The organism is Massilia polaris, from assembly GCF_012927275.1.
Classification (GTDB): Bacteria; Pseudomonadota; Gammaproteobacteria; order Burkholderiales; family Burkholderiaceae_D; genus Telluria_A; species Telluria_A polaris.
The window spans coordinates 136,610-159,267 of the sequence record NZ_JABBGG010000007.1 but is presented as its reverse complement, the minus strand read 5'-3'; the positions used below and the strand labels follow the sequence as shown (position 1 = coordinate 159,267).

The 22,658-nt window shown below is 63.2% G+C and carries 22 protein-coding genes; 10 read left to right on the top strand and 12 right to left on the bottom strand.

Translation table 11 applies throughout. The annotated features are described in order from the left end of the window. Positions 1–178 precede the first annotated feature (178 nt). The 3 genes from prpR to HHL21_RS13810 all read left to right on the top strand — a co-directional run bounded on the left by prpR (position 179) and on the right by HHL21_RS13810 (position 4,666). A complete protein-coding gene (prpR, locus tag HHL21_RS13820; protein ID WP_169466796.1) occupies positions 179–1,795 on the top strand; it encodes a propionate catabolism operon regulatory protein PrpR in 1,617 nt (538 codons plus the stop codon). A 322-nt stretch (positions 1,796–2,117) separates the two neighbouring features. After that, on the top strand, positions 2,118–3,494 hold the full coding sequence (locus HHL21_RS13815) for a pyridoxal-phosphate dependent enzyme (RefSeq protein ID WP_169466794.1): 1,377 nt from the start codon (positions 2,118–2,120) through the stop codon (positions 3,492–3,494). Further along, positions 3,491–4,666 carry a trans-sulfuration enzyme family protein gene (locus HHL21_RS13810; protein ID WP_169466792.1) on the top strand — a complete coding sequence of 392 codons (1,176 nt, stop codon included), beginning with the start codon at positions 3,491–3,493 and terminating at the stop codon, positions 4,664–4,666. Before HHL21_RS13815 ends, HHL21_RS13810 begins: the two co-directional genes overlap by 4 nt. A gap of 20 nt (positions 4,667–4,686) precedes the next feature. On the opposite strand, the gene HHL21_RS13805 is transcribed toward HHL21_RS13810, so the two are convergent. Together HHL21_RS13805 and HHL21_RS13800 are read right to left on the bottom strand one after the other, a co-directional pair. Then, positions 4,687–5,556 (bottom strand): c-type cytochrome, encoded by an 870-nt coding sequence (locus HHL21_RS13805; RefSeq protein WP_169466790.1) that lies wholly within the window; start codon positions 5,554–5,556, stop codon positions 4,687–4,689. Between the two features lie 131 nt (positions 5,557–5,687). Then, on the bottom strand, positions 5,688–7,118 hold the full coding sequence (locus HHL21_RS13800; protein WP_229496409.1) for an amidohydrolase family protein: 1,431 nt from the start codon (positions 7,116–7,118) through the stop codon (positions 5,688–5,690). A 20-nt stretch (positions 7,119–7,138) separates the two neighbouring features. On the opposite strand from HHL21_RS13800, the gene HHL21_RS13795 reads away from it, so the two are divergent. Beyond that, positions 7,139–7,828 carry a PhzF family phenazine biosynthesis protein gene (locus tag HHL21_RS13795; protein ID WP_370659727.1) on the top strand — a complete coding sequence of 230 codons (690 nt, stop codon included), beginning with the start codon at positions 7,139–7,141 and terminating at the stop codon, positions 7,826–7,828. 107 nt (positions 7,829–7,935) lie between these two features. Here the strand turns inward: HHL21_RS13795 and clpA are convergent, their stop codons facing one another. Continuing rightward, positions 7,936–10,236, bottom strand: coding sequence for an ATP-dependent Clp protease ATP-binding subunit ClpA (clpA, locus tag HHL21_RS13790; RefSeq protein WP_169466784.1), 2,301 nt, complete (start codon positions 10,234–10,236; stop codon positions 7,936–7,938). Further along, positions 10,233–10,535: an ATP-dependent Clp protease adapter ClpS gene (gene clpS / locus HHL21_RS13785; RefSeq protein WP_119811538.1), complete on the bottom strand. Its 303-nt coding sequence runs from the start codon at positions 10,533–10,535 to the stop codon at positions 10,233–10,235. The genes clpA and clpS overlap by 4 nt, the downstream gene beginning before the upstream one ends. A 319-nt stretch (positions 10,536–10,854) precedes the next feature. Here clpS and cspE point away from each other — a divergent pair, with 319 nt between their 5' ends. Both cspE and HHL21_RS13775 read left to right on the top strand, forming a co-directional pair. After that, complete coding sequence (gene cspE, locus HHL21_RS13780) at positions 10,855–11,058, top strand: transcription antiterminator/RNA stability regulator CspE (RefSeq protein WP_008446468.1); 204 nt, start codon at positions 10,855–10,857, stop codon at positions 11,056–11,058. Positions 11,059–11,114: 56 nt separating this feature from the next. Continuing rightward, positions 11,115–11,651: a GNAT family N-acetyltransferase gene (locus HHL21_RS13775; protein WP_169466782.1), complete on the top strand. Its 537-nt coding sequence runs from the start codon at positions 11,115–11,117 to the stop codon at positions 11,649–11,651. On the opposite strand, the gene HHL21_RS13770 is transcribed toward HHL21_RS13775, so the two are convergent. From HHL21_RS13770 to HHL21_RS13760, 3 genes are all read right to left on the bottom strand, one after another. After that, positions 11,641–12,036 (bottom strand): hypothetical protein, encoded by a 396-nt coding sequence (locus HHL21_RS13770; protein WP_169466780.1) that lies wholly within the window; start codon positions 12,034–12,036, stop codon positions 11,641–11,643. The two genes, HHL21_RS13775 and HHL21_RS13770, sit on opposite strands and share 11 nt — an antisense overlap. A gap of 131 nt (positions 12,037–12,167) precedes the next feature. After that, positions 12,168–13,421 carry an NADP-dependent isocitrate dehydrogenase gene (gene icd / locus HHL21_RS13765; RefSeq protein ID WP_169466778.1) on the bottom strand — a complete coding sequence of 418 codons (1,254 nt, stop codon included), beginning with the start codon at positions 13,419–13,421 and terminating at the stop codon, positions 12,168–12,170. A 209-nt stretch (positions 13,422–13,630) separates the two neighbouring features. Next, on the bottom strand, positions 13,631–15,862 hold the full coding sequence (locus HHL21_RS13760) for an NADP-dependent isocitrate dehydrogenase (RefSeq protein ID WP_169466776.1): 2,232 nt from the start codon (positions 15,860–15,862) through the stop codon (positions 13,631–13,633). Between the two features lie 202 nt (positions 15,863–16,064). On the opposite strand from HHL21_RS13760, the gene HHL21_RS13755 reads away from it, so the two are divergent. After that, the gene (locus HHL21_RS13755) at positions 16,065–16,628 is read left to right on the top strand and encodes a pseudouridine synthase (protein WP_169466775.1); all 564 of its coding nucleotides are present in this window, start codon (positions 16,065–16,067) and stop codon (positions 16,626–16,628) included. Between the two features lie 116 nt (positions 16,629–16,744). Beyond that, complete coding sequence (locus HHL21_RS13750) at positions 16,745–17,185, top strand: DUF192 domain-containing protein (RefSeq protein ID WP_169466773.1); 441 nt, start codon at positions 16,745–16,747, stop codon at positions 17,183–17,185. Between the two features lie 107 nt (positions 17,186–17,292). Here HHL21_RS13750 and rpsT read toward each other — a convergent pair whose 3' ends face one another. Then, a complete protein-coding gene (gene rpsT, locus HHL21_RS13745; protein WP_131422548.1) occupies positions 17,293–17,559 on the bottom strand; it encodes a 30S ribosomal protein S20 in 267 nt (88 codons plus the stop codon). Positions 17,560–17,812: 253 nt separating this feature from the next. Here rpsT and murJ point away from each other — a divergent pair, with 253 nt between their 5' ends. Both murJ and HHL21_RS13735 read left to right on the top strand, forming a co-directional pair. Beyond that, entirely contained in the window at positions 17,813–19,372 is a 1,560-nt protein-coding gene (gene murJ, locus HHL21_RS13740; RefSeq protein WP_169466771.1) for a murein biosynthesis integral membrane protein MurJ, read from the top strand. A gap of 1 nt (position 19,373) precedes the next feature. Beyond that, positions 19,374–19,553, top strand: a complete 180-nt coding sequence (locus HHL21_RS13735; RefSeq protein WP_169466769.1) for a hypothetical protein — start codon at positions 19,374–19,376, stop codon at positions 19,551–19,553. 82 nt (positions 19,554–19,635) lie between these two features. Here HHL21_RS13735 and HHL21_RS13730 read toward each other — a convergent pair whose 3' ends face one another. From HHL21_RS13730 to HHL21_RS13715, 4 genes are read right to left on the bottom strand one after another with little or no spacing between them, the layout of a single operon-like run. Next, a complete protein-coding gene (locus HHL21_RS13730) occupies positions 19,636–20,388 on the bottom strand; it encodes a type II secretion system protein (protein WP_169466766.1) in 753 nt (250 codons plus the stop codon). A 2-nt stretch (positions 20,389–20,390) separates the two neighbouring features. Next, positions 20,391–20,771 (bottom strand): type II secretion system protein, encoded by a 381-nt coding sequence (locus HHL21_RS13725; protein WP_229496408.1) that lies wholly within the window; start codon positions 20,769–20,771, stop codon positions 20,391–20,393. A gap of 5 nt (positions 20,772–20,776) precedes the next feature. Then, the gene (locus HHL21_RS13720; RefSeq protein ID WP_169466762.1) at positions 20,777–21,256 is read right to left on the bottom strand and encodes a type II secretion system protein; all 480 of its coding nucleotides are present in this window, start codon (positions 21,254–21,256) and stop codon (positions 20,777–20,779) included. A 24-nt stretch (positions 21,257–21,280) separates the two neighbouring features. Then, positions 21,281–22,657 carry a phenylacetate--CoA ligase family protein gene (locus HHL21_RS13715; RefSeq protein ID WP_169466760.1) on the bottom strand — a complete coding sequence of 459 codons (1,377 nt, stop codon included), beginning with the start codon at positions 22,655–22,657 and terminating at the stop codon, positions 21,281–21,283. Between the last annotated feature and the right edge of the window lies 1 nt (position 22,658).

Here is a 22,658-nt window from a genome sequence, read left to right as displayed (position 1 = left end):
AAGGTGCGTGCCACCGGCAACCGGCACCGTCACCTGTTTGAATTCTTGAGGAAAACGTCGAATATTCAATGCCTTGCAAGAAAATCATGCAAATATTATTCGCATGGCAATACCACCCAAATGTTTCAACTAGCGTTTCATATGAAACATGGCGAAACGAATGAGGTAGAATTGAAACATGAGCTATCAACCCCGCATTCCCGCCGAAGCAAACGACAAGCCGGTCATCTGGACGGTATCGGTGTCGCGCCTGTCCGACCTGTTCCGCGACATCACGCTGGAATACGATCACCTCGCCTCGATCGAGCCGATCAACCTCGGCTTCGACGACGCCGCGCGCCATATCCGCGAGCGCATGGCGCTTGACCGCTGCGACGTCGTGATCGCGGCCGGTTCCAACGCGGCCTACCTGAAGGGGCGCGTATCGGTTCCGGTGGTGATCGCCAAGGCCAGCGGCTTCGACGTGATGCAGGCGCTGGCGCGGGCGCGGCGCGTGTCGGACCGTATCGGCGTGATCACCTACCAGGAACAGCTGCCGGAGCTGGCCGAATTCGGCGCGACCTTCGGCGTACCGATCGCTCAGCGCACCTACGTCACTGAAGAAGATGCGCGCGCCCAGATCAACGACCTGAAGGCCGCGGGCATCAAGGTCATCGTCGGCGCAGGCCTGATTACCGACCTGGCCGAGGAAGCCGGCCTGACCGGCGTGTTCGTCTACTCGGCCGCGTCGATCCGCCAGGCCTTCGACGACGCGCTCGAGATGGCGCGCCTGACCCACCTCGAATCGAACCGTGGCCCGCGCGCCGTGGTTGCCGACACGCTGCGCGCCAAGCACGGCCTCAACGACCTGCGTGGCGAGTCGGCTGCGATGGAGAAGCTGCGCCAGTCGGTTGTGCTGTACGCGCGGTCGCCGGCGACCGTGCTGATCCAGGGAGAGACCGGCACCGGCAAGGAGCTGGTGGCGCAGGCGATCCATCGCGAAGGGCCGCGCAGCCTCGGCGCCAACCGGCCTTTCGTCGCCGTGAATTGCGGCGCGATTGCGGAGTCGCTGCTGGAATCCGAATTATTCGGCCACGAAGAAGGCGCATTCACCGGCGCCCGCCGCGGCGGCCACGCCGGCTTGTTCGAAGCCGCGCACCGAGGCACCCTCTTCCTCGACGAGATCGGCGAAATGCCTTTGGCCCTGCAAACGCGCCTGCTGCGCGTGCTGGAGGAACGCGAAGTGGTGCGCGTGGGCGGCACGCGGCCTGTCGCGGTGAATGTGCGCGTGATCAGCGCGACCCACTGCAATCTCGAAGCGCGCGTGCGCGAGGGACGCTTCCGCGCCGACCTGTTCTACCGCCTTGCCGTGCTGCGCATGGCGCTGCCGCCGCTGCGCGAACGCCCTGCCGACATCCGTGTGCTGGCCGAGTGGTCGCTGAAGAACGCACTGGCGGCATTGGGCGCGCGGCCGCATCCGAACCTGCATGCGGAAATCGCCGCCTGCGCGCCGCTGCTCGAACGCTACGACTGGCCAGGCAATGTGCGCGAGCTGCGCAACCTCGCGGAGCGGCTGGCCCTGTTCCTCGCCAACGAGCCGCTGCAGGCGCTGACGCCGGCGTTCATGCTGTCCGTCGCGCCCGAACTCGCGCGGCAGGCGCTCGATCCCGCACCAGCCGCACCGGTTATCGCGGCGCCGGATGGCGAAACGGTGGAAGACGTGCTGGCCCGTTTCGGCGGCCGGCGCGACGATGCCGCGCAGTACCTCGGCATTAGCCGCACCACCTTGTGGCGCAAGCTGCGCAAGACCGCGTAAGCGCAGATAAGCATTGCAGAATTTCTTGGTTGGATTTGCTTCCGGCAGTCACTAGACTCACGTCCGTGTCATCGCCACCCAACCAGGAATAAAATTGAACTACTCGTACCCCGCCGTCGTTCCGTCCTGTTGTCCCGCATAAATCCCGCACCCGGGAGGGCGCGCGCGCTTCCGCGCGCGTCAATGCACACTCGCCAAAATCGGCGCAAAATCCTCCTGATCACCTGCAGGAGACATTCCATTACACAATTAAGGACGCCAGGAAATGGCTCCTTTTACCGCCGCGCCGCTCACGAGGCGAGCCGCGGCCATGGAGAAATCAATGCCGCAATCGCCGCAACCCGCGCTGTTCTCACTAATAGGTAACACGCCGCTGATGGAAGTCACGCGCATCGACACCGGTCCGTGCCAGTTGTTCCTGAAGCTTGAATCGCAAAACCCCGGTGGCTCGATCAAGGACCGCATCGGCCGCGCCATGATCGAAGCGGCCGAGGCGAACGGCAGCCTGCGGCCCGGCGGGGTCGTGGTCGAAGCCACGGCCGGCAACACCGGCATCGGCCTCGCGCTGGTCGCGCGCATCAAGGGCTACCGCGTGGTGCTGGTCGTCCCCGACAAGATGGCCATCGAAAAGGTGCTGCACCTGAAGGCACTCGGCGCCGAGATCCACCTGACCCGCTCGGACGTCGGCAAGGGCCATCCCGAGTACTACCAGGACTACGCCGCGCGGCTGGCGCGCGAGATTCCCGGCGCGTGGTTCGCCGACCAGTTCAACAACCAGGCCAACCCCTATGCCCACGAATCCACCACCGGGCCGGAACTGTGGCGGCAGAGCGGTGAACGGCTCGACGCGATTGTCGTCGGCGTCGGCTCCGGCGGCACCCTCACCGGCCTGTCGCGCTACTTCAGCGCGGTGCAGCCGGAGCTGGAGTTCGTGCTGGCCGACCCGAAGGGCTCGATCCTGGCGGAGTACGTCGAAACCGGCAAGCTGTCGGACGTGTCGGGATCGTGGGCGGTCGAGGGCATCGGCGAGGACTTCATCCCCGGCATCGCCGACCTGTCGCGCGTGCGCCGCGCCTACACGATCAGCGATGAGGAAAGCTTCCACAGCGCGCGCCTGCTGCTGCGCGAAGAAGGCATCCTGGGCGGATCGTCGACCGGCACCCTGCTGGCCGCGGCGCTGCGCTACTGCCGCGCGCAGACCACGCCCAAGCGCGTGGCCAGTTTCGTGTGCGACACCGGCACCCGCTACCTGACCAAGGTGTACAGCGACGGCTGGATGGTCGACCAGGGCCTGCTCAAGCGCCCTCTCCTCGGCGACCTGCGCGACCTGATCGGCCGCCGCTACGATGAAGGCGAAGTGGTGACGGTGGCGCCGTCGGACAACCTGCTCACCGCGTTCAACCGCATGCGCAGCGCCGACCTGGCGCAGCTTCCGGTGATCGACAACGGCAAGCTGGTTGGCCTGATCGACGAATCCGACCTGCTGCTGCATGTGACCACGGCAGGCGGCAAATTCTCCGACCTGGTGAGCAGCACCATGACGGCGCAATTGCGCACGCTCCGTGCGGGCGCCAGCATGCAGCAGCTTCGGGAGATAATCGACCTGGGCCTGACCGCCGTGATTACCGACGACGGCCACTTTTTCGGGCTGATCACCCGCTTCGACCTACTCAACCACCTTCGCAGGACGCTATCGTGAACGAATCGAACAAGAAGCACATTGCCACCCGCGTCATCCACGGCGGCCAGTCGCCCGACCCGAGCACCGGTGCGGTGATGCCGCCGATTTACGCTACGTCGACCTTCGTGCAGCAAAGTCCCGGCGTCCACAAGGGGCTCGACTACGGCCGCTCGCACAACCCGACCCGCTGGGCGCTGGAGCGCTGCGTGGCCGATATTGAAAGCGGCTCGCAGGCGTTTGCGTTTGCATCGGGCATGGCCGCGATTTCGACCGTGCTGGAACTGGCCGACAGCGGATCGCACATCATCGCGGGCGACGATATGTATGGCGGCACCTACCGCCTGTTCGAGCGCGTGCGGCGGCGCAGCGCAGGGCATGACTTCAGCTATGTCGACCTGACCTCGACCGACGCCCTGCTGGCGGCGATCAAGCCCGGAACGCGGATGGTGTGGGTCGAGACGCCGACCAACCCGATGCTCAAGCTGGCCGATCTCGAGGCGATCGCGAACATCTGCCGCGAGCACGGCATCATCTCGGTGTGCGACAACACCTTCGCCAGCCCGATCGTGCAGCGTCCGCTGGAATTCGGTTTCGACATCGTGCTGCACTCGACGACCAAATTCATGAACGGGCACTCGGACATCATCGGTGGCGTTGCCGTGGTGGGCAGCGAGCTGCATCAGCGCGAATTGGCGGAGCAACTGGGTTTCCTGCAGAATTCCGTGGGGGCGATCCAGGGGCCGTTCGACAGCTTCATGGTGCTACGCGGGATCAAGACGCTGGCGCTGCGGATCGAGCGGCATTGCAGCAATGCGCTGGCGCTGGCGCAGTGGCTGGAACGCGAGCCTAAGGTGCGCAAGGCGTTTTACCCGGGACTGGAGTCGCATCCGCAGCATGCGCTGGCGCGGCGCCAGATGAACGGTTTCGGCGGCATCATCTCGATCGACCTCGACACCGACCTGGCCGGGGCGCGCCGCTTCCTCGAACGCTGCGAGGTGTTCACACTGGCCGAAAGCCTGGGTGGCGTCGAAAGCCTGATCGAGCATCCGGCCCTGATGACGCATGCGACCATACCGCCGGCACAGCGCGCCGCACTGGGGATCGGCGACGGACTTATCCGCCTGTCGGTCGGCATCGAGGACCTGGAGGACCAGCGCGACGACCTGCGCGCCGCGCTCGCCGCGATCTAGGCCGCACCTGCCGCCCTCGCCTACTTGCCGAACGGCCGGGGCGGCAGCGTACGCAGGTAGGCGGTGATGGCCGCCATGTCGGCGTCGTCGATATTCTGGTAATGCTGGAAGGCCATCGGCGGCTTGTACGGCGCGCCATCGCGGTTGACGCCGGCGCGCACCGCCTTGGAAATCTGCGCATCGCTCCAGCCTTTCAGGCCGCTCTCATGCGTCGTCAGGTTGCGCGACACGCTCTCGCCCCACGGGCCGGGGAATACGCGCCCGCCCGAGCCAAGGCTGGACATCAAAAGCATCCCCTTCTGGTCGCGCTGCGTATGGCACTCCATGCAGTGGCCAATGGCCACCAGATACTCACCATATTTGACCTTGTCGGCACGCGATGGCGCCTTGACGCTCATGACGGGCGGGCCGTAGGCCGGAGGCAGCGCGAAGTTGAACCGGCTTTTCGGGACCGCGCTGCGCACAGCCGGTTCCACCTTCAACACCGCGATGATGGCGGCCAGGTCGTCGTCGGAAATGTGCCGGTAGAACTCGATGGGCATCGGGGGGCCGATGACGCTTCCGTCCGGGCGGATGCCTTCGCGGATGGCCTTGGCCAGTTGGGCATCGGTCAGTCTGCCGATGCCGGTTTCGCCGTCCTGGGTGATATTGGGCGCATAGGCTTTGAACATCCTGTCGTCGAACGGCATGCCGCCGGACAGGCCCTTGTCCATCAGGTACTCCCCCTTGGGCCCACGGGCCATGTGGCAGTTGGCGCAGGCGACTACGCCGTTCATCAGGTACCTGCCCCGTTCCAGCGTCGCGGCGGACGGCGGCGCCGCTGCTGCGATGTTGACGACACACGACATCAGGATGGCTGACGCGGCCAGATAGCTCGACGAATTGCGCATGGTGTTCACCTCGGGCGAAGGGACAACACAAACGACGGATGGAAGCCAATTATCCTAGCGCCGCGTTAGCACCAGGTAAATACAAAATTGCACCACCTTCCCGAAGTGTTGCGAATCCGGCACGCCCGCGCTTAGCGCTGGCTGGCGACCCAGCGTTTTACGTCAGCCAGCATGGTGTCCAGCCGTTGGCGGTCGTGGACTTCGCCCCGGCTGACGACCATCCGGATCTTCCGCGTGACGCCGATATCGGTCAGCGGGTCGGCATCGAGCACCAGCAGGTCGGCGGCCTTGCCGGGTGCGACGCTGCCGTAGCGATCCAGCTTGCCGAGGAATCGCGGTCCGTTGACCACCGCGCTTTGCAGCGCCTGCTGCGCAGTCAGGCCATGTTTGACATACAGCGCGATCTCGTCGTGCAGCGCCTGCCCCGGATAGTCGAACGAATTGAGGAATCCCGCATCGGTGCCGGCGATGATGCTGACGCCTTCCTGCGCCAGCATCGGCAGCAGCGCGGCGGATTTTTCATAGACCGCGTGGCGCAGCGCGATCGCGTCCGGGCTGTCCTGGGCGGCGCGCTTGACGCGCCATTCATAGGTCTCGCGCAGGCCTTTGCCGATGTATTGCGGGTAGCTGTCGTGGCTATGGTCTTCCTGGTCGAGGTAGGCCGTGATGCGCGATACCGACAGCGTCGGCACCACCGCCGTGCCGCGCGCGGCCATGTGGCGGAAGGCCGCACGGGCAGTGGCTTCGTCGTAGCTCTCGATGCTCAGGCGGTTGACTTCGCGGCCGCTGAGCTTGCCGGCGGCGACCTGCTGCGCCAGTTCGGCTTCGCGCGGCGTGGTGGCGCGCAGCAGGTAGCTCAGGTGCTCCACCGTGCCGAGGCCCGCGTCGAAGGCGCGCGCGAGCGGCATCTGCCCCGGCAGGTGGCCCGAGGTGCGCATGCCGCGCGCCTTCGCCTGCCGCAGCGCTTCGAGATAAATCTCGGGCGTCATGGTGTTTTCGGTGATCTTCACGAAGTCCACCTTCTGCGACTGCAGCTGGTCGAGCGCGCGGCTCACGTCCGCCGGCGTGCCGACCTCAATCGTGCCCTTCCACAGCGGTTTGATGCCTTCGAGCTTCTGGCCGGAGGCGAAGATGGTCGGGCCGGCCATTTTCCCTGCCGCGATCTGCTGGCGCCAAGAGAGCACCGTGTCGGACAGGTCGCCTGCGCAGTCGCGCACCGCGGTGATGCCGTGCGCGAGGTAGAGCGGCAGCAGCTGCTTGTTCTCTTCGATCAGCGCCTCGCCGCCGCCGAAATGGACGTGGGTGTCCCACAGGCCGGGCATCAGGTATTTTCCGGGCAGTTTGATAATCTTCTTCGGCGCGTAGTTTTTCAGTTCGGCGTCCTTGATCACGGCGACGATGGTGTCCCCTTTCAGGAGCACCGACTGGCCCTTGGCGCGGGTGCCGGCGGCGACGTCGATGATGGTGGCTTGTGTGAGCGCGAGGTCGACGGCGATTTTGTCGGCGGCGTGGACGGCGCTGAAGAGGCCAGTGGCCAACAGGGCCGCGGCGAGTTTTTTCATTGGGTGCATGGCAGGACCACGTGCGCATTTTTACACCGCACGCTGAGTTGCCTTTCGCCGGACATCCGACCATCGGCACCGCGCACGCGCTGCTGGAAGCGGGCCTGGTGAAGGCAAAGGATGGCGTGCTGGTGCAGCAGTGCCGCGTGGGGCTGATACGCCTGAAGGTGGAAGCCGGAGCGGATGGGGCGCAGTCGATTTCCTTCAGTCTGCCGGAGCCGGGCATCACGCCGCTGGACGCGGCGCAGGTTGATGAGCTGGAGGCGCTGCTTGGTGTGCGCGTGGATCGCAATCGCACTGCGTGCCTGGTCGATGTGGGCGCACGCTGGGTGATCGCGCAGCTCGACAGCGCGCAAGCGGTGCTGGATGCGCGGCCGGACTTTGTGCGCATGAAGGAGCAGGACAAAGAGGGACGGCACACGGGAGTGGTGATTTTTGGGCCGCACGTGGATGGGCGCGCGGCGCGTATCGAGATCCGGGCGTTCGCGCCGGCGCATGGGATTAATGAAGATCCCGTTTGCGGCAGCGGCTCGGGGAGCGTGGGGGCGTTTATCCGGCATACCGGTCAAGTGGGACGCTTTGGTGGGGCGTTCCAGGCCTCGCAGGGGGCTGCGGTGGGACGGGATGGGCAGATCGGACTGGCGATCGGGGACGCAATTGAGGTTGGTGGGTATTCAGTGACGTGCGTTGAAGGCATGCTTAGAGTTTAAGTTTGCCCGTCATTCACGCGTTCGCGGGAACGACGCCGAACCCGGACGACTCTTCAATCGAAAAAAAGCCCGCTGTCGTAGCGGGCTTTCCGTTTGCGCTTGCGCGCTTACTCGATTTCGACCGTCTCGGCCGTTGCTGGCGGCGGCATCGCGTCGCCTTCCGGGAACTCGAGCACGACGTTGTCGTTCTCGTCCATGTCGACCGTGATGCGCCCGCCGTTGACCAGGCGGCCAAACAGCAGCTCGTCGGCCAGCGCCTTGCGGATCAGGTCCTGGATCAGGCGCGCCATCGGACGTGCGCCCATCTGCGGATCGAAGCCCTTGTTCGCCAGGAACTTGCGCAGCTTCTCGGTGAACACGGCTTCGACTTTCTTCTCGTGCAGCTGCTCTTCCAGCTGCATCAGGAACTTGTCGACCACGCGCAGGATGATTTCTTCGTCCAGAGCACGGAAGCTGATGATCGCGTCGATACGGTTGCGGAACTCAGGCGTGAACATGCGCTTGATGTCGGCCATCTCGTCGCCCGCCGCCTTCGAATCGGTGAAGCCCATCGAGCGCTTGGTCAGGCTTTCCGCGCCGGCATTCGTGGTCATGATGATGATCACGTTGCGGAAGTCGGCCTTGCGTCCGTTGTTGTCGGTCAGCGTGCCATGGTCCATCACCTGCAGCAGGATGTTGAAAATGTCCGGGTGGGCTTTTTCAATCTCGTCAAGCAGCAGCACCGCATGCGGCTTCTTGGTGATGGCTTCGGTCAGCAGGCCGCCCTGGTCGAAGCCGACGTAGCCCGGAGGCGCGCCGATCAGGCGGCTGACCGCGTGCCGTTCCATGTACTCGGACATGTCGAAGCGGATCAGCTCGATGCCGAGGATGAACGCCAGCTGCTTGGCCACTTCGGTCTTGCCGACGCCGGTAGGACCGGAGAACAGGAAGGAGCCGATCGGCTTGTCGGTCTTGCCGAGGCCGGCGCGCGCCATCTTGATCGCCGACGACAGCGCATCGATCGCAGGGTCCTGGCCGAACACGACGTTGCGCAGGTCGCGGTCGATGGTCTGCAGCTTGCTGCGGTCGTCCTGGTTGACGGTCTGCGGCGGAATACGCGCGATCTTGGCAATGATGTCCTCGATCTCGGTTTTGCCGATGGTTTTCTTCTGCTTCGACTTCGGCAGGATGCGTTGCGCCGCACCGGCTTCGTCGATGACGTCGATGGCCTTGTCCGGCAGGTGGCGGTCGTTGATGAAGCGGGCCGCCAGTTCAGCCGCGGTCGACAGCGCCGACGACGAATACTTGACGCCGTGGTGCTCTTCGAAGCGCGACTTCAGGCCACGCAGGATCTGCACGGTCTGCTCGACGGTCGGCTCGTTGACGTCGACCTTCTGGAAGCGGCGCGACAGCGCGTGGTCTTTTTCGAACACGCCGCGGAACTCGGTATAGGTGGTCGCACCGATGCACTTGAGCTGGCCGTTGGACAGCGCAGGCTTGAGCAGGTTGGACGCGTCCAGCGTGCCGCCCGACGCCGAACCGGCGCCGATGATGGTGTGGATCTCGTCGATGAACAGGATGCCGTTCGGCGCGTCCTTGAGCTGCTTGAGCACGGCCTTCAGGCGCTGCTCGAAGTCGCCGCGGTACTTGGTGCCGGCCAGCAGCGCGCCCATGTCGAGCGAGTAGACGATGGCGTTGCCGAGGATATCAGGCACCTCGCCCTGGGTGATGCGCCAGGCCAGGCCTTCGGCGATCGCGGTTTTGCCGACGCCGGCTTCACCGACCAGCAGCGGGTTGTTCTTGCGGCGGCGGCACAGGATCTGGATGACGCGGTCGACTTCGTCTTCGCGGCCGATCAGCGGATCGATCTTGCCTTCGGACGCGGCTTTGTTCAGGTTCTGGGTGAACTGGTCGAGCGGGCTTTCCTTGGTCTGGCCTTCGACCTGGGCTTCTTCGACGCCTTCGGATGCCTTCTGGCTGTCGACCTGCTGGTCCTTGCGGACGCCGTGGGAAATGAAGTTCACCACGTCAAGGCGCGTGACTCCCTGCTGGTGCAGGTAGTAGACCGCGTGCGAATCTTTTTCGCCGAAGATGGCGACCAGCACATTGGCGCCGGTAACTTCTTTCTTGCCGTTCGAGGCCGACTGGACGTGCATGATCGCGCGCTGGATCACGCGCTGGAATCCGAGCGTAGGCTGGGTATCGACTTCGCCGGTACCTGGAACGGTCGGCGTGTTATCGCCGATAAAATTGGTCAGGGTTTTGCGCAGGTCTTCAATGTTGACCGCGCAGGCACGCAGGACTTCGGCCGCGGACGGATTGTCCAGCAGCGCCAGCAGCAGGTGCTCTACAGTAATAAATTCGTGCCGTGCCTGCCGGGCTTCGACAAAGGCCATGTGTAAAGAGACTTCAAGTTCCTGCGCAATCATACTTCCTCCATCACGCACTGCAGGGGATGCCCCGCCTTGCGCGCATGCGTTAATACAAACTCCACTTTGGTACACGCTATATCTTTGGAAAACACGCCGCACACTCCTTTACCGTGGCGGTGAACGGAAAGCATGATCTGCGTCGCCGTCTCGCGATCCTTGTTGAAGTACTCCTGGATGATGGCGACGACGAATTCCATCGGGGTATAGTCATCATTCAGCAGTGCTACCTGGTATAGCGGCGGCGGCTTGACCACCTGCCGTTCCAGCACTTGTTCGGTATCTTGCTTGGTTGCCATACGCTTATTCTAAGGTTTTCAACGATGATGCACTGTGTAAACATCAGGCCAATTTCATTTGTTTTCCCATCTTACGCGGTTTTAAGACTAAGCGCAGATGGCGACCCGATTCAGGAAATCAAGAGTTGCTTTTTGAACTGACGTGGCAGAAATGACAATTTCTTACAAAAGCCCTTGACTTCAAAAATGATTCCGCGAACAATGCGGATATTGACTCGTACTTATGTACTTGTTGATAAGATGGGAGCAGCTGAGGAGGGGGCAAGAAGCTTCTTGCTTTTATGGCTCGTGTGATTTGTTTATATTTGAAAGTTCTTTTATGGCAACAGGTACAGTTAAGTGGTTCAATGATTCCAAAGGCTTTGGCTTCATCACTCCAGATGACGGCGGCGAGGATCTGTTCGCACACTTTTCCGCAATCAACATGAACGGTTTCAAGACCCTCAAAGAAGGTCAAAAAGTACAGTTCGAAGTCACGCAAGGCCCTAAAGGCAAGCAAGCTTCCAACATCCAGTCCGCTTAATCAAAGCGAACTTGGTGTGAAAAACCCCGCTTTTCCGGCGGGGTTTTTTTCGCGCGATGACTATTTCCCTCTATTCCCTCTCCCCTGCCGACCTGCGCGCTCTTGCCGCCGGCGCCATTCCCGCCGCGCTACCTGGCAAGCTTGCCGATGGCGCGCTGCCGCCTGCGTTCGTGGCGGCTCGGTCGCTGCGTCAATTGGATACGGGAAAGAGCGCGGACTGGTGCGGCACCTTCCTGATCGTGCGCGATGCGGATTCAAGCATTGTCGGGGCCTGCGGCTTCAAGGATCAACCGGCCGACGGCTGCGTTGAGATTGGCTATGGCGTTGCTGCGTCATGCCGCAAGCGGGGAATTGCGACCGCGGCGGTAAGCGAGCTGGTGCGGATTGCGTTCGCCTCGCTCGACGTGGTTACGGTGTTGGCACAGATAAATCCCGACAACGCAGGCTCGGCGCGTGTGGTGCAATCGCTCGGATTTGAGGCCGGTGGAACCGTCATCGACGATGACGGCGAGCCGCTGATGCAATGGATTAGGCGGCCTTCATCAACTGCTCGATACGATCCGGTTCCTGTTGGCTCCTTCATTAAATCATAGGGCCAGTACGTTCATCCGGCGTAGAAGCCAGCAAACGCTGATAACGCTCCAGTTCATGCTGACAGCTGAGCAGGCCCTGGATTTCCGCCTCGTCCGGAACATTGTCCAGGTCGACACGACCCAGCAATTCATCAAGTCGCGCCCCATACTTCTGGACGATTTCGATCACCGCGTTAAAGCCTGAAACAGCGACAACATCCGCTGCCCGCCGCTGCGCAAACAAGGTTGCGGTGCGGCTGGCCAGTTCCGTCAACGCCATCTCTGGATGCTCGACTTCCGGCGCGCCATCCCCCAGCATCAGGTACAGCCCCGCCAGCGTCGCCCTGACCCGCTGGAACTCATATATGAACCGCCCGACCTGCCCGAACTTCGAATTCTCGTCCATAAGCCCTCCACGCCGCGAAGCCCGATTATTGCATGCACAATAATCAAGCGCCCACGAGAAAGCCCCGCCCTCAAGCGAGGTACGGGGCTTTGCCGGCCACCCTGCCGCACCGCGGCAGGTAGCTGGAGCAATTATATGTTTTCGATCATCACGTCGCCGAAGCCCGAGCACGAAACCTGGGTAGCGCCTTCCATCAGGCGTGCGAAGTCGTAGGTGACTTTCTTCGACGCGATCGATTTCTGCATCGATTCGATGATCAGGTCAGCCGCTTCCAGCCAGCCCATGTGACGCAGCATCATTTCAGCCGACAGGATCAGCGAACCCGGGTTCACGTAGTCCTTGCCTGCGTACTTGGGCGCGGTGCCGTGGGTCGCTTCGAACATGGCAACCGAATCCGACATGTTTGCGCCTGGCGCGATGCCGATGCCGCCAACCTGGGCCGCCAGCGCGTCCGAGATGTAGTCGCCGTTCAGGTTCAAGGTCGCGATCACGCTGTACTCTGCCGGACGCAGCAGGATCTGCTGCAGGAACGCGTCAGCGATCGAATCCTTGACGATGATCTCGCGACCGGTCTTTGGATTCTTGAACTTGCACCATGGGCCGCCGTCGATCAGCTCAGCGCCGAATTCCTTCTGTGCCAGCGCGTATGCCCAGTCACGGAAGCCGCCTTCGGTGTACTTCATGATGTTGCCCTTGTGGACGATCGTCACGGAAGGCTTGTCGTTGTCGATCGCGTACTGGATCGCCTTGCGCACCAGGCGCTCGGTGCCTTCGATCGACACTGGCTTGATGCCCAGGCCCGACGTCTCAGGGAAGCGGATCTTGGTGACGCCCATTTCCTTGACCAGGAAGTCCATCAGCTTCTTGGCGGCTTCGGAACCCTGCTGGTATTCGATACCGGCGTAGATGTCTTCCGAGTTCTCGCGGAAGATGACCATGTTGGTCTTCTCAGGCTGTTTCAGCGGCGAAGGCACGCCGGCGAAGTAGCGCACCGGACGCAGGCAGACGTACAGGTCGAGCTGCTGGCGCAGGGCGACGTTGAGCGAACGGATGCCGCCGCCGACTGGCGTGGTCAGCGGGCCCTTGATCGAGACGACGTAGTCCTTGACCGCGTCCAGCGTCTCTTCCGGCAGCCACACGTCCGGGCCGTACACGCTGGTCGACTTTTCGCCGGCAAACACTTCCATCCAGCTGATCTTGCGCTTGCCGCCGTAGGCCTTGGCCACCGCGGCATCGACCACCTTGATCATGACCGGGGTGATGTCGATGCCGGTGCCGTCGCCTTCGATGAAGGGAATGATCGGATTATCCGGGACCGCGAGCGACAGATCGGCGTTGACGCTGATTTTCTGGCCATCGGCCGGGACGGTGATATGTTGGTACATTGTGCTCTCCCAATTGGACTGATGCGCCACTGCGACGTGCGCGACTGCGACGTGGCGCGGCCACTCTTCCAGAAGACATATGATTTGCGTCTTGCATTATGCACCACTCATCACTCAAAAGTAAAAACCTGAAGCGCGCGTAAAAAAACCCGCCGCGGCCATCCTGGCCGGGCGGGTTCTGTTCGGCCGTCAAGGCGCCAGGGCGGAAATTACGCCACTGTTGCGAGCGCGCCGTTGAAGGTGGCGCTAGGACGCATGGCTGCGGACACTTTCGCCTCGTCCAGCTTGTAGTAGCCGCCCACATCGACCGGCTTGCCCTGCACGGCCAGCAACTCGGCCACGATCTTCGCTTCGTTCTCCGCCAACGACTTGGCCAACGGCGCGAAATGCGCGGCCAGTTCGGTGTCGTCGGTTTGCGCGGCCAGTTCCTGCGCCCAGTACAGCGACAGGTAGAACTGGCTGCCGCGGTTGTCGAGTTCGCCGGTTTTCGGCGACGGCGACTTGCGGTTGTCCAGCAACTTGCCGGTGGCGGCGTCGAGCGTGCTGGCTAACAGCTTGGCCTTGGCGTTGCCGGTCTTGAGGCCGAGGTCTTCGAAGGACACGGCAAGCGCCAGGAACTCGCCCAGCGAATCCCAGCGCAGGTGGTTTTCTTCCACCAGCTGCTGCACGTGCTTCGGCGCCGAACCGCCCGCACCGGTTTCGTACATGCCGCCACCGGCCATCAGCGGAACGATCGACAGCATCTTGGCGCTGGTGCCCAGTTCCAGGATCGGGAACAGGTCGGTCAGGTAATCGCGCAGGATGTTGCCGGTGACCGAAATGGTGTCCAGGCCGCGCTTCAGGCGCTCGAGCGTGTAACGCATCGCGCGTACTTGCGACATGATCTGGATGTCCAGGCCGCTCGTGTCGTGGTCCTTCAGGTAGGTCCTGACTTTCGTGATCAGCTCGTTTTCATGCGGACGGTAAGGGTCGAGCCAGAACACCGCCGGCATGCCGGAGTTGCGCGCGCGCGCGACGGCCAGCTTGACCCAGTCGCGGATCGGCGCGTCCTTGACCTGGCACATGCGCCAGATGTCGCCCTGTTCGACGTTTTGCGACAGCAGCACTTCGCCCGTTGCCAGGTCGGTGATGTTGGCCACGCCGTCTTCCTCGATCTCGAAGGTCTTGTCGTGCGAACCATACTCTTCGGCCTGCTGGGCCATCAGGCCCACGTTCGGCACGGTGCCCATGGTTTTCGGATCGAACGCGCCGTGCCATTTGCAGAAGTTGATGATCTCCTGGTAAATGCGGGCGAAGGTGCTCTCCGGAATCACGGCCTTGACTTCCTTCAGGCGGCCGTCGGCACCGTACATCTTGCCCCCGGCGCGAATCATCGCCGGCATCGAGGCGTCGACGATGACGTCGTTCGGCGAATGGAAGTTGGTGATGCCCTTGGCCGAATCGACCATCGCCAGCGCCGGACGGTTTTCCTGACAGGCGTGGAGGTCGCGCACAATTTCATCGCGCTGCGACACCGGCAGGTCGGCGATCTTGTTGTACAGGTCGGCCATGCCGTTGTTGACGTTGATGCCCAGGCTGTCGAACAGGGCGCCGTGCTTCTCAAACGCTTCCTTGTAGAACATGCGCACGCAGTGGCCGAACACGATCGGGTGCGACACCTTCATCATGGTCGCCTTGACGTGCAGCGAGAACATCACGCCTGCGTTCTTCGCGTCTTCGATCTGCTTGGCGTAGAACGCCAGCAGGGCCTTGCGGCTCATGAACATCGAATCGATGATCTCGCCGTCCTGCAGGGCCACCTTTTGCTTGAGCACGATGGTCTTGCCGCTGTTGGTGATCAGTTCCATCTTGACGTCGCGCGCACCCTTGAGCGTCATCGACTTTTCGCCGTGGTAGAAGTCGCCTTCGGTCATGTGCGAGACGTGGGTGCGCGAGGCTGCCGACCATTCGGCCATCGAGTGCGGGTTCTTGCGGGCGTATTCCTTGACGGCGCGGGGGGCGCGGCGGTCGGAGTTCCCTTCACGCAGAACCGGGTTGACTGCCGAACCGATGCATTTGCCGTACCTGGCCTTGATGTCCTTTTCTTCGTCGGTCTTCGGGGCGGCCGGATAGTCGGGGATGTCGTAGCCCTTGGCCTGCAGTTCCGCGATGGCCGTTTCCAGCTGCGACACGGAGGCGCTGATGTTAGGCAGCTTGATGATGTTGGCTTCCGGCGTGAGGGTCAACTGGCCGAGTTCGGCCAGGGAGTCCTGCACGCGCTGCTCTGGCTTGAGGCGCTCGGGGAAGGCGGCCAGGATGCGGGCCGCGACCGAGATGTCGCTCTTCTCGACGGTGATGCCGGCGGCTTTGGCGAACGTGCTGACGACTGGCAGGAAGGCGTGGGTTGCCAGCAGCGGCGCCTCGTCGGTCAGGGTGTAAATGATGGTCTGATCACTGCTCATGCGCATTTCCTCGGTATTCGCGAACGGTGCCGCGATGGATAGGTCTGGATACTGAAACTGGTTACAATTATGGGTACAGGCCCGAAGGTCTTCTATAAGACCTAAGAGGCGTTTCACATTATGCACCGGTATTTTACTAGGCGCTACGGTTTTAGGCACGGCCTGCGATGAAACCGGACTGACATTTCAACTATATCCCCTGATGGCCCTAATCCTATTCAACAAACCGTTCCAGGTGCTGTGCCAGTTTTCGCCCCAGCCCGGGCGCGAATCGCTGGCCGACTACCTGAAGCAGCCCAACATCTACCCGGCCGGGCGGCTCGACGCCGACAGCGAAGGCCTGATGCTGCTGACCGACGACGGCCGCCTGCAGCACCAGATCGCCCATCCGGACCACAAGGAAGCGAAGATCTATTTGGTCCAGGTGGACGGCGTGGCCGACGCGGCCGCGCTGGAGAAGCTGCAGGCGCCGATCGACCTGGGCGACTTTATCACCAAGCCCTGCCACGCGGTGCGCATCGCCGAGCCGGACTGGCTGTGGCCGCGCGATCCGCCGATCCGCGCGCGCCAGGACAAGCCGACCAGCTGGATCGCGATCACGCTACAGGAAGGCAAGAACCGCCAGGTGAGGAGGATGACGGCCGCGGTCGGGCTGCCGACGCTGCGCCTGGTCCGCAGCAGCATCGGGCCATTTTCGCTGTCGACCCACCCTCTGATGCCGGGCGAGTCGATGGAAGTGCCGGCCAGCGCGGTCCGATCAACTTGACCGGCGTCGTTCCGCGAAAGCGGTAACGACGGATCACCTGTAACTGACCATGTCCGCGCTTGACGCGCGAACCACCGGCGTGGCTTAATCAAGCACCCTTAGCCAACTCGAGAAATATGAAAAAGAACTTCGCTCCCGTGGCCGTGGCCGCCCTGCTTGCGCTGGTTGCCTGCGGCGCCGGCGCCCAAGCCGCCCCTTTCCCGACCGTCCAGCTGGCGGCCGGCATGCACCTGATCCAGGCCGAAGTCGCCCAGACCGATCCGCAGCGCCAGCAGGGGTTGATGCAGCGCGAGAAGATGGCGAACAACCACGGCATGGTGTTCGTGTTCGACCAGGCGTCCCCGCAATGCATGTGGATGAAAAACACCCTGCTGCCGCTGTCGGTCGCCTTCATCGATGCCGATGGCAAGATCGTCAACATCGAAGACATGCAGCCGCAGACGCTCGACAGCCATTGCTCGACCCGGCCGGTGAAATATGCGCTGGAAATGAACCTGGGCTGGTTCAAGCAGAAAAACGTCAAGCCCGGCAGCGCCATCAGCGGCCTGCCGAAGTGAGGTAAAGCGAAAAACCCGCGTGACGGAAGTCAGGCGGGTTCTCTTGTCCAGCGAACTGGTACAGCCTGGCGGAATGGCCCGAGCGGGCCTTCCACCGACTAGCGCTATTAAGCTGCCAGTGCTTTCAGGGCTGCTGCCAGGCGGCTCTTGTGGCGAGCTGCCTTGTTCTTGTGGATGATTTTCTTGTCAGCGATGCTGTCGATCTTCGACACGGAGGTCTGGAAAATCGTGGTAGCTGCTGCTTTGTCGCCAGCCTGGATAGCCTTGCGAACTGCTTTGATTGCAGTACGCAGGGTCGAACGCTGAGCGGAATTGTGAGCGTTTTGTTTGACTGCTTGACGAGCGCGCTTGCGTGCCTGTGCGGTATTTGCCATGGAATTTCCTAAATCGGGGTCAAAGTTGCGTTTGCGGACATATGCGTCTGTCAAACTGGTTTCATAACTGCCGAAGAACCATGTGAGTCAAACCAGTGCCTGCCAAACATTAGTGTCTGCGAAACAGAATTTTGTACAGCCTTCGATTATAGCGCCATAATCGTTCAAGAGCAATTCCAAATTCAACAATAAGTTTCCCTGCGGTGTACGTGCAGGGTGGGAGCAGAGTGTTGCCGGGATATAATCTCGCCCCATGAACTTGCTCAAAACCCTGGCCGCCGTCTCCAGCATGACGATGTTGTCCCGTGTCACCGGATTACTGCGCGAAAGCCTGTTCGCGCGCGCCTTTGGCGCCTCCGCCTATACCGACGCCTTTATTGTCGCTTTCCGCCTGCCGAACCTGCTGCGCCGCCTGTTCGCCGAGGGCGCGTTCTCTCAGGCCTTCGTGCCGATTTTGTCCGAGTACAAGAACCAGCACGGCGAGGCTGCGACCAAGACCCTGGCCGACAGCGTCGCCACCTGCCTGGTCTGGGCCACCATGATTACCAGCCTGGTCGGCATCATCGCCGCGCCCTGGCTGATCATGCTGGTGATGGGCCAGTCGGCCGGCGACCCGCAGGCGTTCGACGCCGCCGTCGTCATGACGCGCTGGATGTTCCCATATATAGCCTGCATGGCATTCGTGGCGCTGGCGGGCGGCATCCTCAACACCTGGAGCCAGTTCAAGATCCCCGCCTTCACCCCGGTGCTGCTGAATATTTCCTTCATCCTGGCTTCGCTGGTGCTGGTCGATTACCTCGCGCAGCCGATCTACGCGATGGCGGCGGCGGTCTGCGTGGGCGGCCTGCTGCAGGTCGGCATCCAGATACCGGCCCTGATGAAGATCGGCATGCTGCCGCGCATCTCCTTCAACCCCATCGCCGCCCTGCGCAACCCTGGCGTATCGCGCATGCTGCGCAAGATGGGCCCGGCCGTGTTCGCCGTCTCGGCCGCGCAGATCAGCCTGCTGATCAATACCGGTATCGCCTCGCGCCTGGCGGCCGGCAGCGTGTCCGCCCTCACCTACGCCGACCGCCTGATGGAGTTCCCGACCGCGATGCTGGGCGTCGCGCTCGGCACGGTGCTGCTGCCTAGCCTGTCGAAAGCGAACTCGACCGGCGATACGGCCGAGTATTCGTCGCTGTTGAACTGGGGCCTGCGCCTGACTTTCCTGCTGGCCCTGCCCGCGGCAGTCGGCCTGGCCACCCTGGCCGAGCCGATGATCGCCACCCTGTTCCACTACGGTAAGTTCACCACGCAATCGATCACCAATGCGGCGATGCCGCTGGTGGCCTACAGCGTCGGGCTGCTCGGGATTATCCTGGTCAAGACGCTGGCGCCGGCGTTCTACGCGCGCCAGGACGTGCGCACGCCGGTGCGCATCGCCGTCGGCGTGCTGGTCTTCACGCAGTTGATGAACCTGGTGTTCGTGCCGATCTTTGCGGTGGCCGGCCTGGCGCTGTCGATCGGCCTCGGCGCCTGCGTCAACGCCGGTTTCCTGTACGCCGGCCTGCGCAGCCGCGGCATCTATGTCCCGCAGGCAGGCTGGGTCGTCTTCTTCCTCAAGCTGGCGATCGCGGTGTCGGTGATGGGCGCGCTGAGCTGGTACAGTGCCGCACAGTTCGACTGGGCCGCGATGCAGGCCACGCCTTGGCTGCGTGCGCTGGCCCTGCTGTGCATCGTCGGCGCCAGCGCGGCAGCCTATTTTGCCGTGCTGTTCGCGCTCGGCTTCCGGCTGGGCGATTTCAAGCGCCGCGACAAGCAAGCATCTTGAATTGCGCCTCGAACTCCTCGAGGCGCATCGGTTTGCCGAACAGGAAGTCCTGGCACATCGTGCAGCCGTGCCCGCGCAGGAATATGCCGGCACAGGCGAAAAAAAACCCGCCGATAAGGCGGGTTTAGCAAAACAACCAAACTACTCAGGCTGTTTTTATTGTTGTATTGTTGCAGTTTAATGCATGTCAATATCGTAGCACGGCGACTCGGCATTCCAACCCTGCACGCAGCGTTTTCGTTAACTTAAGGAAAGAGCTGTGGCTATTTCGCAACCGGCTTCGGCATTGCCGGGTCTTCTACATCCTCGTCGGTCTTTTCGACCGCCGGCGGCTCGGGCGGCGTAACCACCTCTTCCGGCTCCGGTTCCGCGGCAGCCGGCAGTTCGCGCACAGCGGGTGTTTCCTCGGCAGCCGACGCCGCTGGGTCGGCCGCCGGCGCTACCTCGGGCGCTGGCGGCGCTTCCGGCGGCTCGGCGCCGCTTGCAGGCGGCGCTCCAGGCCCGGCGGGGACCGGCGGCGCACTGCCGGTCGCATTGAGTATCACGACTCCCTGCCCGGCGGCGGTAAACTTCCAGTCCGAGATCCGTTCCTTGTTGTCGAAATTGAGGAAGCGCGCGTCGAAATTGCCGACCTTGAGCGGCTTCGCTGGCGACAGGCTGTACATCCCGGTGACGAAGGCCTTGTCGCCCGCGGTCACGACGCCCCACTCGGCTTTGCCGGTGAGCGGGTCGACGAAGATCCGGCGAAGGTGGCGCCGCACACCGGGGAAGCGCGGATCCTTCAGAAGCGCTTCGAGATTGGGCGGCTGCTGCGGCTGTCCCTGCGGCGTCGCCGCCGCGTAGCTGCGCAGCGCGTCGCTGAACGCGGCGCCGATTTCCAGCAGCTCTTCCTCGGCCGCCGCGCGCTGCATCAGCGAGCCGGTTTTCATGCCGGCCGCGCCGACCAGCCCGAGTATCGCCAGCAGCACGATCAGGCCGATATAGGTAAAGCCGCCGCAGCGCGCGCCCCGGACCATCGCTACCAGTCGAGGTAAGGCTTGCCGCTGCGGTCGTTGCCCGGCGCCCCGCTCTTGATGCTGTACACCGCGCCCTTCGCGCCGTCTTCCGGCGCCACCACGATCCAGGTTGCGCTGCTGTCGGTGATCGGATCGACCGGCACATTGCGCAGGTACTTCTTGTCGACCAATTGGTCGAGCGAATCCGGATAGCGTCCGGTGTCGGAGTAGAACTGCTCGATCACCTCGCGCGTATTGCGCAGGTTATCGGCCAGGATGGTCTCCCTGGCGCCGTCGATGCGCGGCAGGTAGCGCGGCACCGCCAGCGTCAGCAGCAAGGCGACGATGGCGAGCACCACCAGCAGCTCGATCAGGGTAAAGCCGGCACGCAGGCGGCGCATCATAAGGACTACCATTTTCGGTAAGGGACGTCGTTCAGGCCGACGCGCTCGGAGGTGGAATAGACGTCGTACACGTCATCGCCTTCGCGCGGGTCAAGGGCTTCGCTGGCGTAGCTGCGCTTGCCCCAGGTCGCGGCATCGGGCAGGTCGGGGCCGGGATTGAACGGGTCGCGCGGAATCCGGCGCAGGAAGAATATTTTCGAGCGCTTCGGGCTGCGCAGGTCGGGCACGCCGTCGACCAGGATCTCCAGCGTGCGCGGGTAGCCGGTCGCGTTAAGGGTCTTGGCGATGCGGCCCTCGTCGTACGCCTTCTTGTAGGCGTCAAGCCCCTGCCGGATGTCGCGCAGCGCGCGCCGCAGCTCCTGTTCCTGCTTGCGCTGCACGCTCACCTGCGTCACCGGGATGACCATCGACGCCAGCAACCCGAGGATCGCCAGGCTTACCAGCAGTTCGATCAGCGTGAAGCCGCGGGACAGGCGTCGCAGCATTATTCTTCCGCCGACCTGTTGTGGTTAAAGGGGCGCGCCGATGAAGCGGCCCTGGGTAGGCCACGCGTCACTCTTCCAACAGGCTTCTTGCCATTCCTGCGCCACCCATTTGTATTTCCCGCTTGGCAGCAGCGGGATGTCGTCGACGATGCGCAGGCGCACATCGAGCTTGTTGCTGATGTACTTGCTGAAGTTGGCCAGCAGCGCTCCGCCGTCCGCTTCGCTGTAGCCGGCTTCCGGTACCAGCCGCACTTCCCACTGGCCCGGCCCGATCTGGGCCACCTGCGATTTGCGGATGTTGGATAGTCCCTTGAATGCGAAAGTAATGATGCTCGCGCTGACAGGCGCGCCTTCGCGGTCGAACAGCTGGTCTTCTACCTTCCCCGACGACAGTTCGATGCGCGGATAGCCGCGCCCGCATGCGCATGGACCGGGAATCCAGCGCGCGCGGTCAGCGATGCGGTAGCGCACCAGCGGCATCGCATGGTTGTGCAGCGTGGTGCCCACGATGCAGCCGAAATCATCGGTCGGCTTGCTGCGGTCGTCGAGAATCTCGACCACCGAATATTCCGGATTAATGTGGTAGTGCCCGTGCTCGCACTGGACCGCGTAGGCGACCCGCTCCGCCATGCCGTAGAAATCGAACACCTTGCAGCCGAACACACGTTCGACCAGCTCGCGTTGCACCGGATACAGCGGTTCGGAGCCGGTCACTACCGCCGCCAGCCTGAGCTCGTATCCAATGCTGTCCGCGAGGCGGGCCAGCTCGGCGCAGGAGGATGGATAGGCGCGCAGCATGGCCGGGCGCGCGGCCTTGAGGGCGTCGAGCATCGGCGCGGCGTTGGCGGCCAACAGGTGGCGCGTCGACATGAACAGCTGGCGCCCGAAGCGGTCCCAGTACCAGAACGGCGGCCGCGATTGCGCGACAGCGGCTACGTCATCGCCGCGCAACACGGCCTGCACCTGGCCGCCGCGGAAACCCGCCCAGGACCACGCCTGCATGTTGAAGGCTTCCTCCCACGCCACCGACGCGATGCTGCGGAACACTTCAAGCGGGGCGCCAGTGGTGCCGCTGGTTTTGCCAAGTGGCCACCACGGGCGGCGCCTGCCACCTGCGGGATACAGCTCGGTGCGGCGCGCCAGCAGGTCAGGCTTGGACACCACGCGGAAATGTTCGCCCAGCCATGCATGCATGTCGACGCCGGCAGGCGCTTCAGGCGCGCTTGCGTAGTACGGAAGCTTGCGCCGCGCGGCGTCCAGCGTCGCGCGCAGCAGCGCTTGCTGGCGGTCGCGAAGGCCGTCGGGCGACAGGCGTTCGCGCGCCAGCAACCCCGCCGCGCGCCGGCGCGACAGCAGGTTGCGCCGCATGAGGTGGCGTGCCAGCAGGGTCGTGCTGTTCATA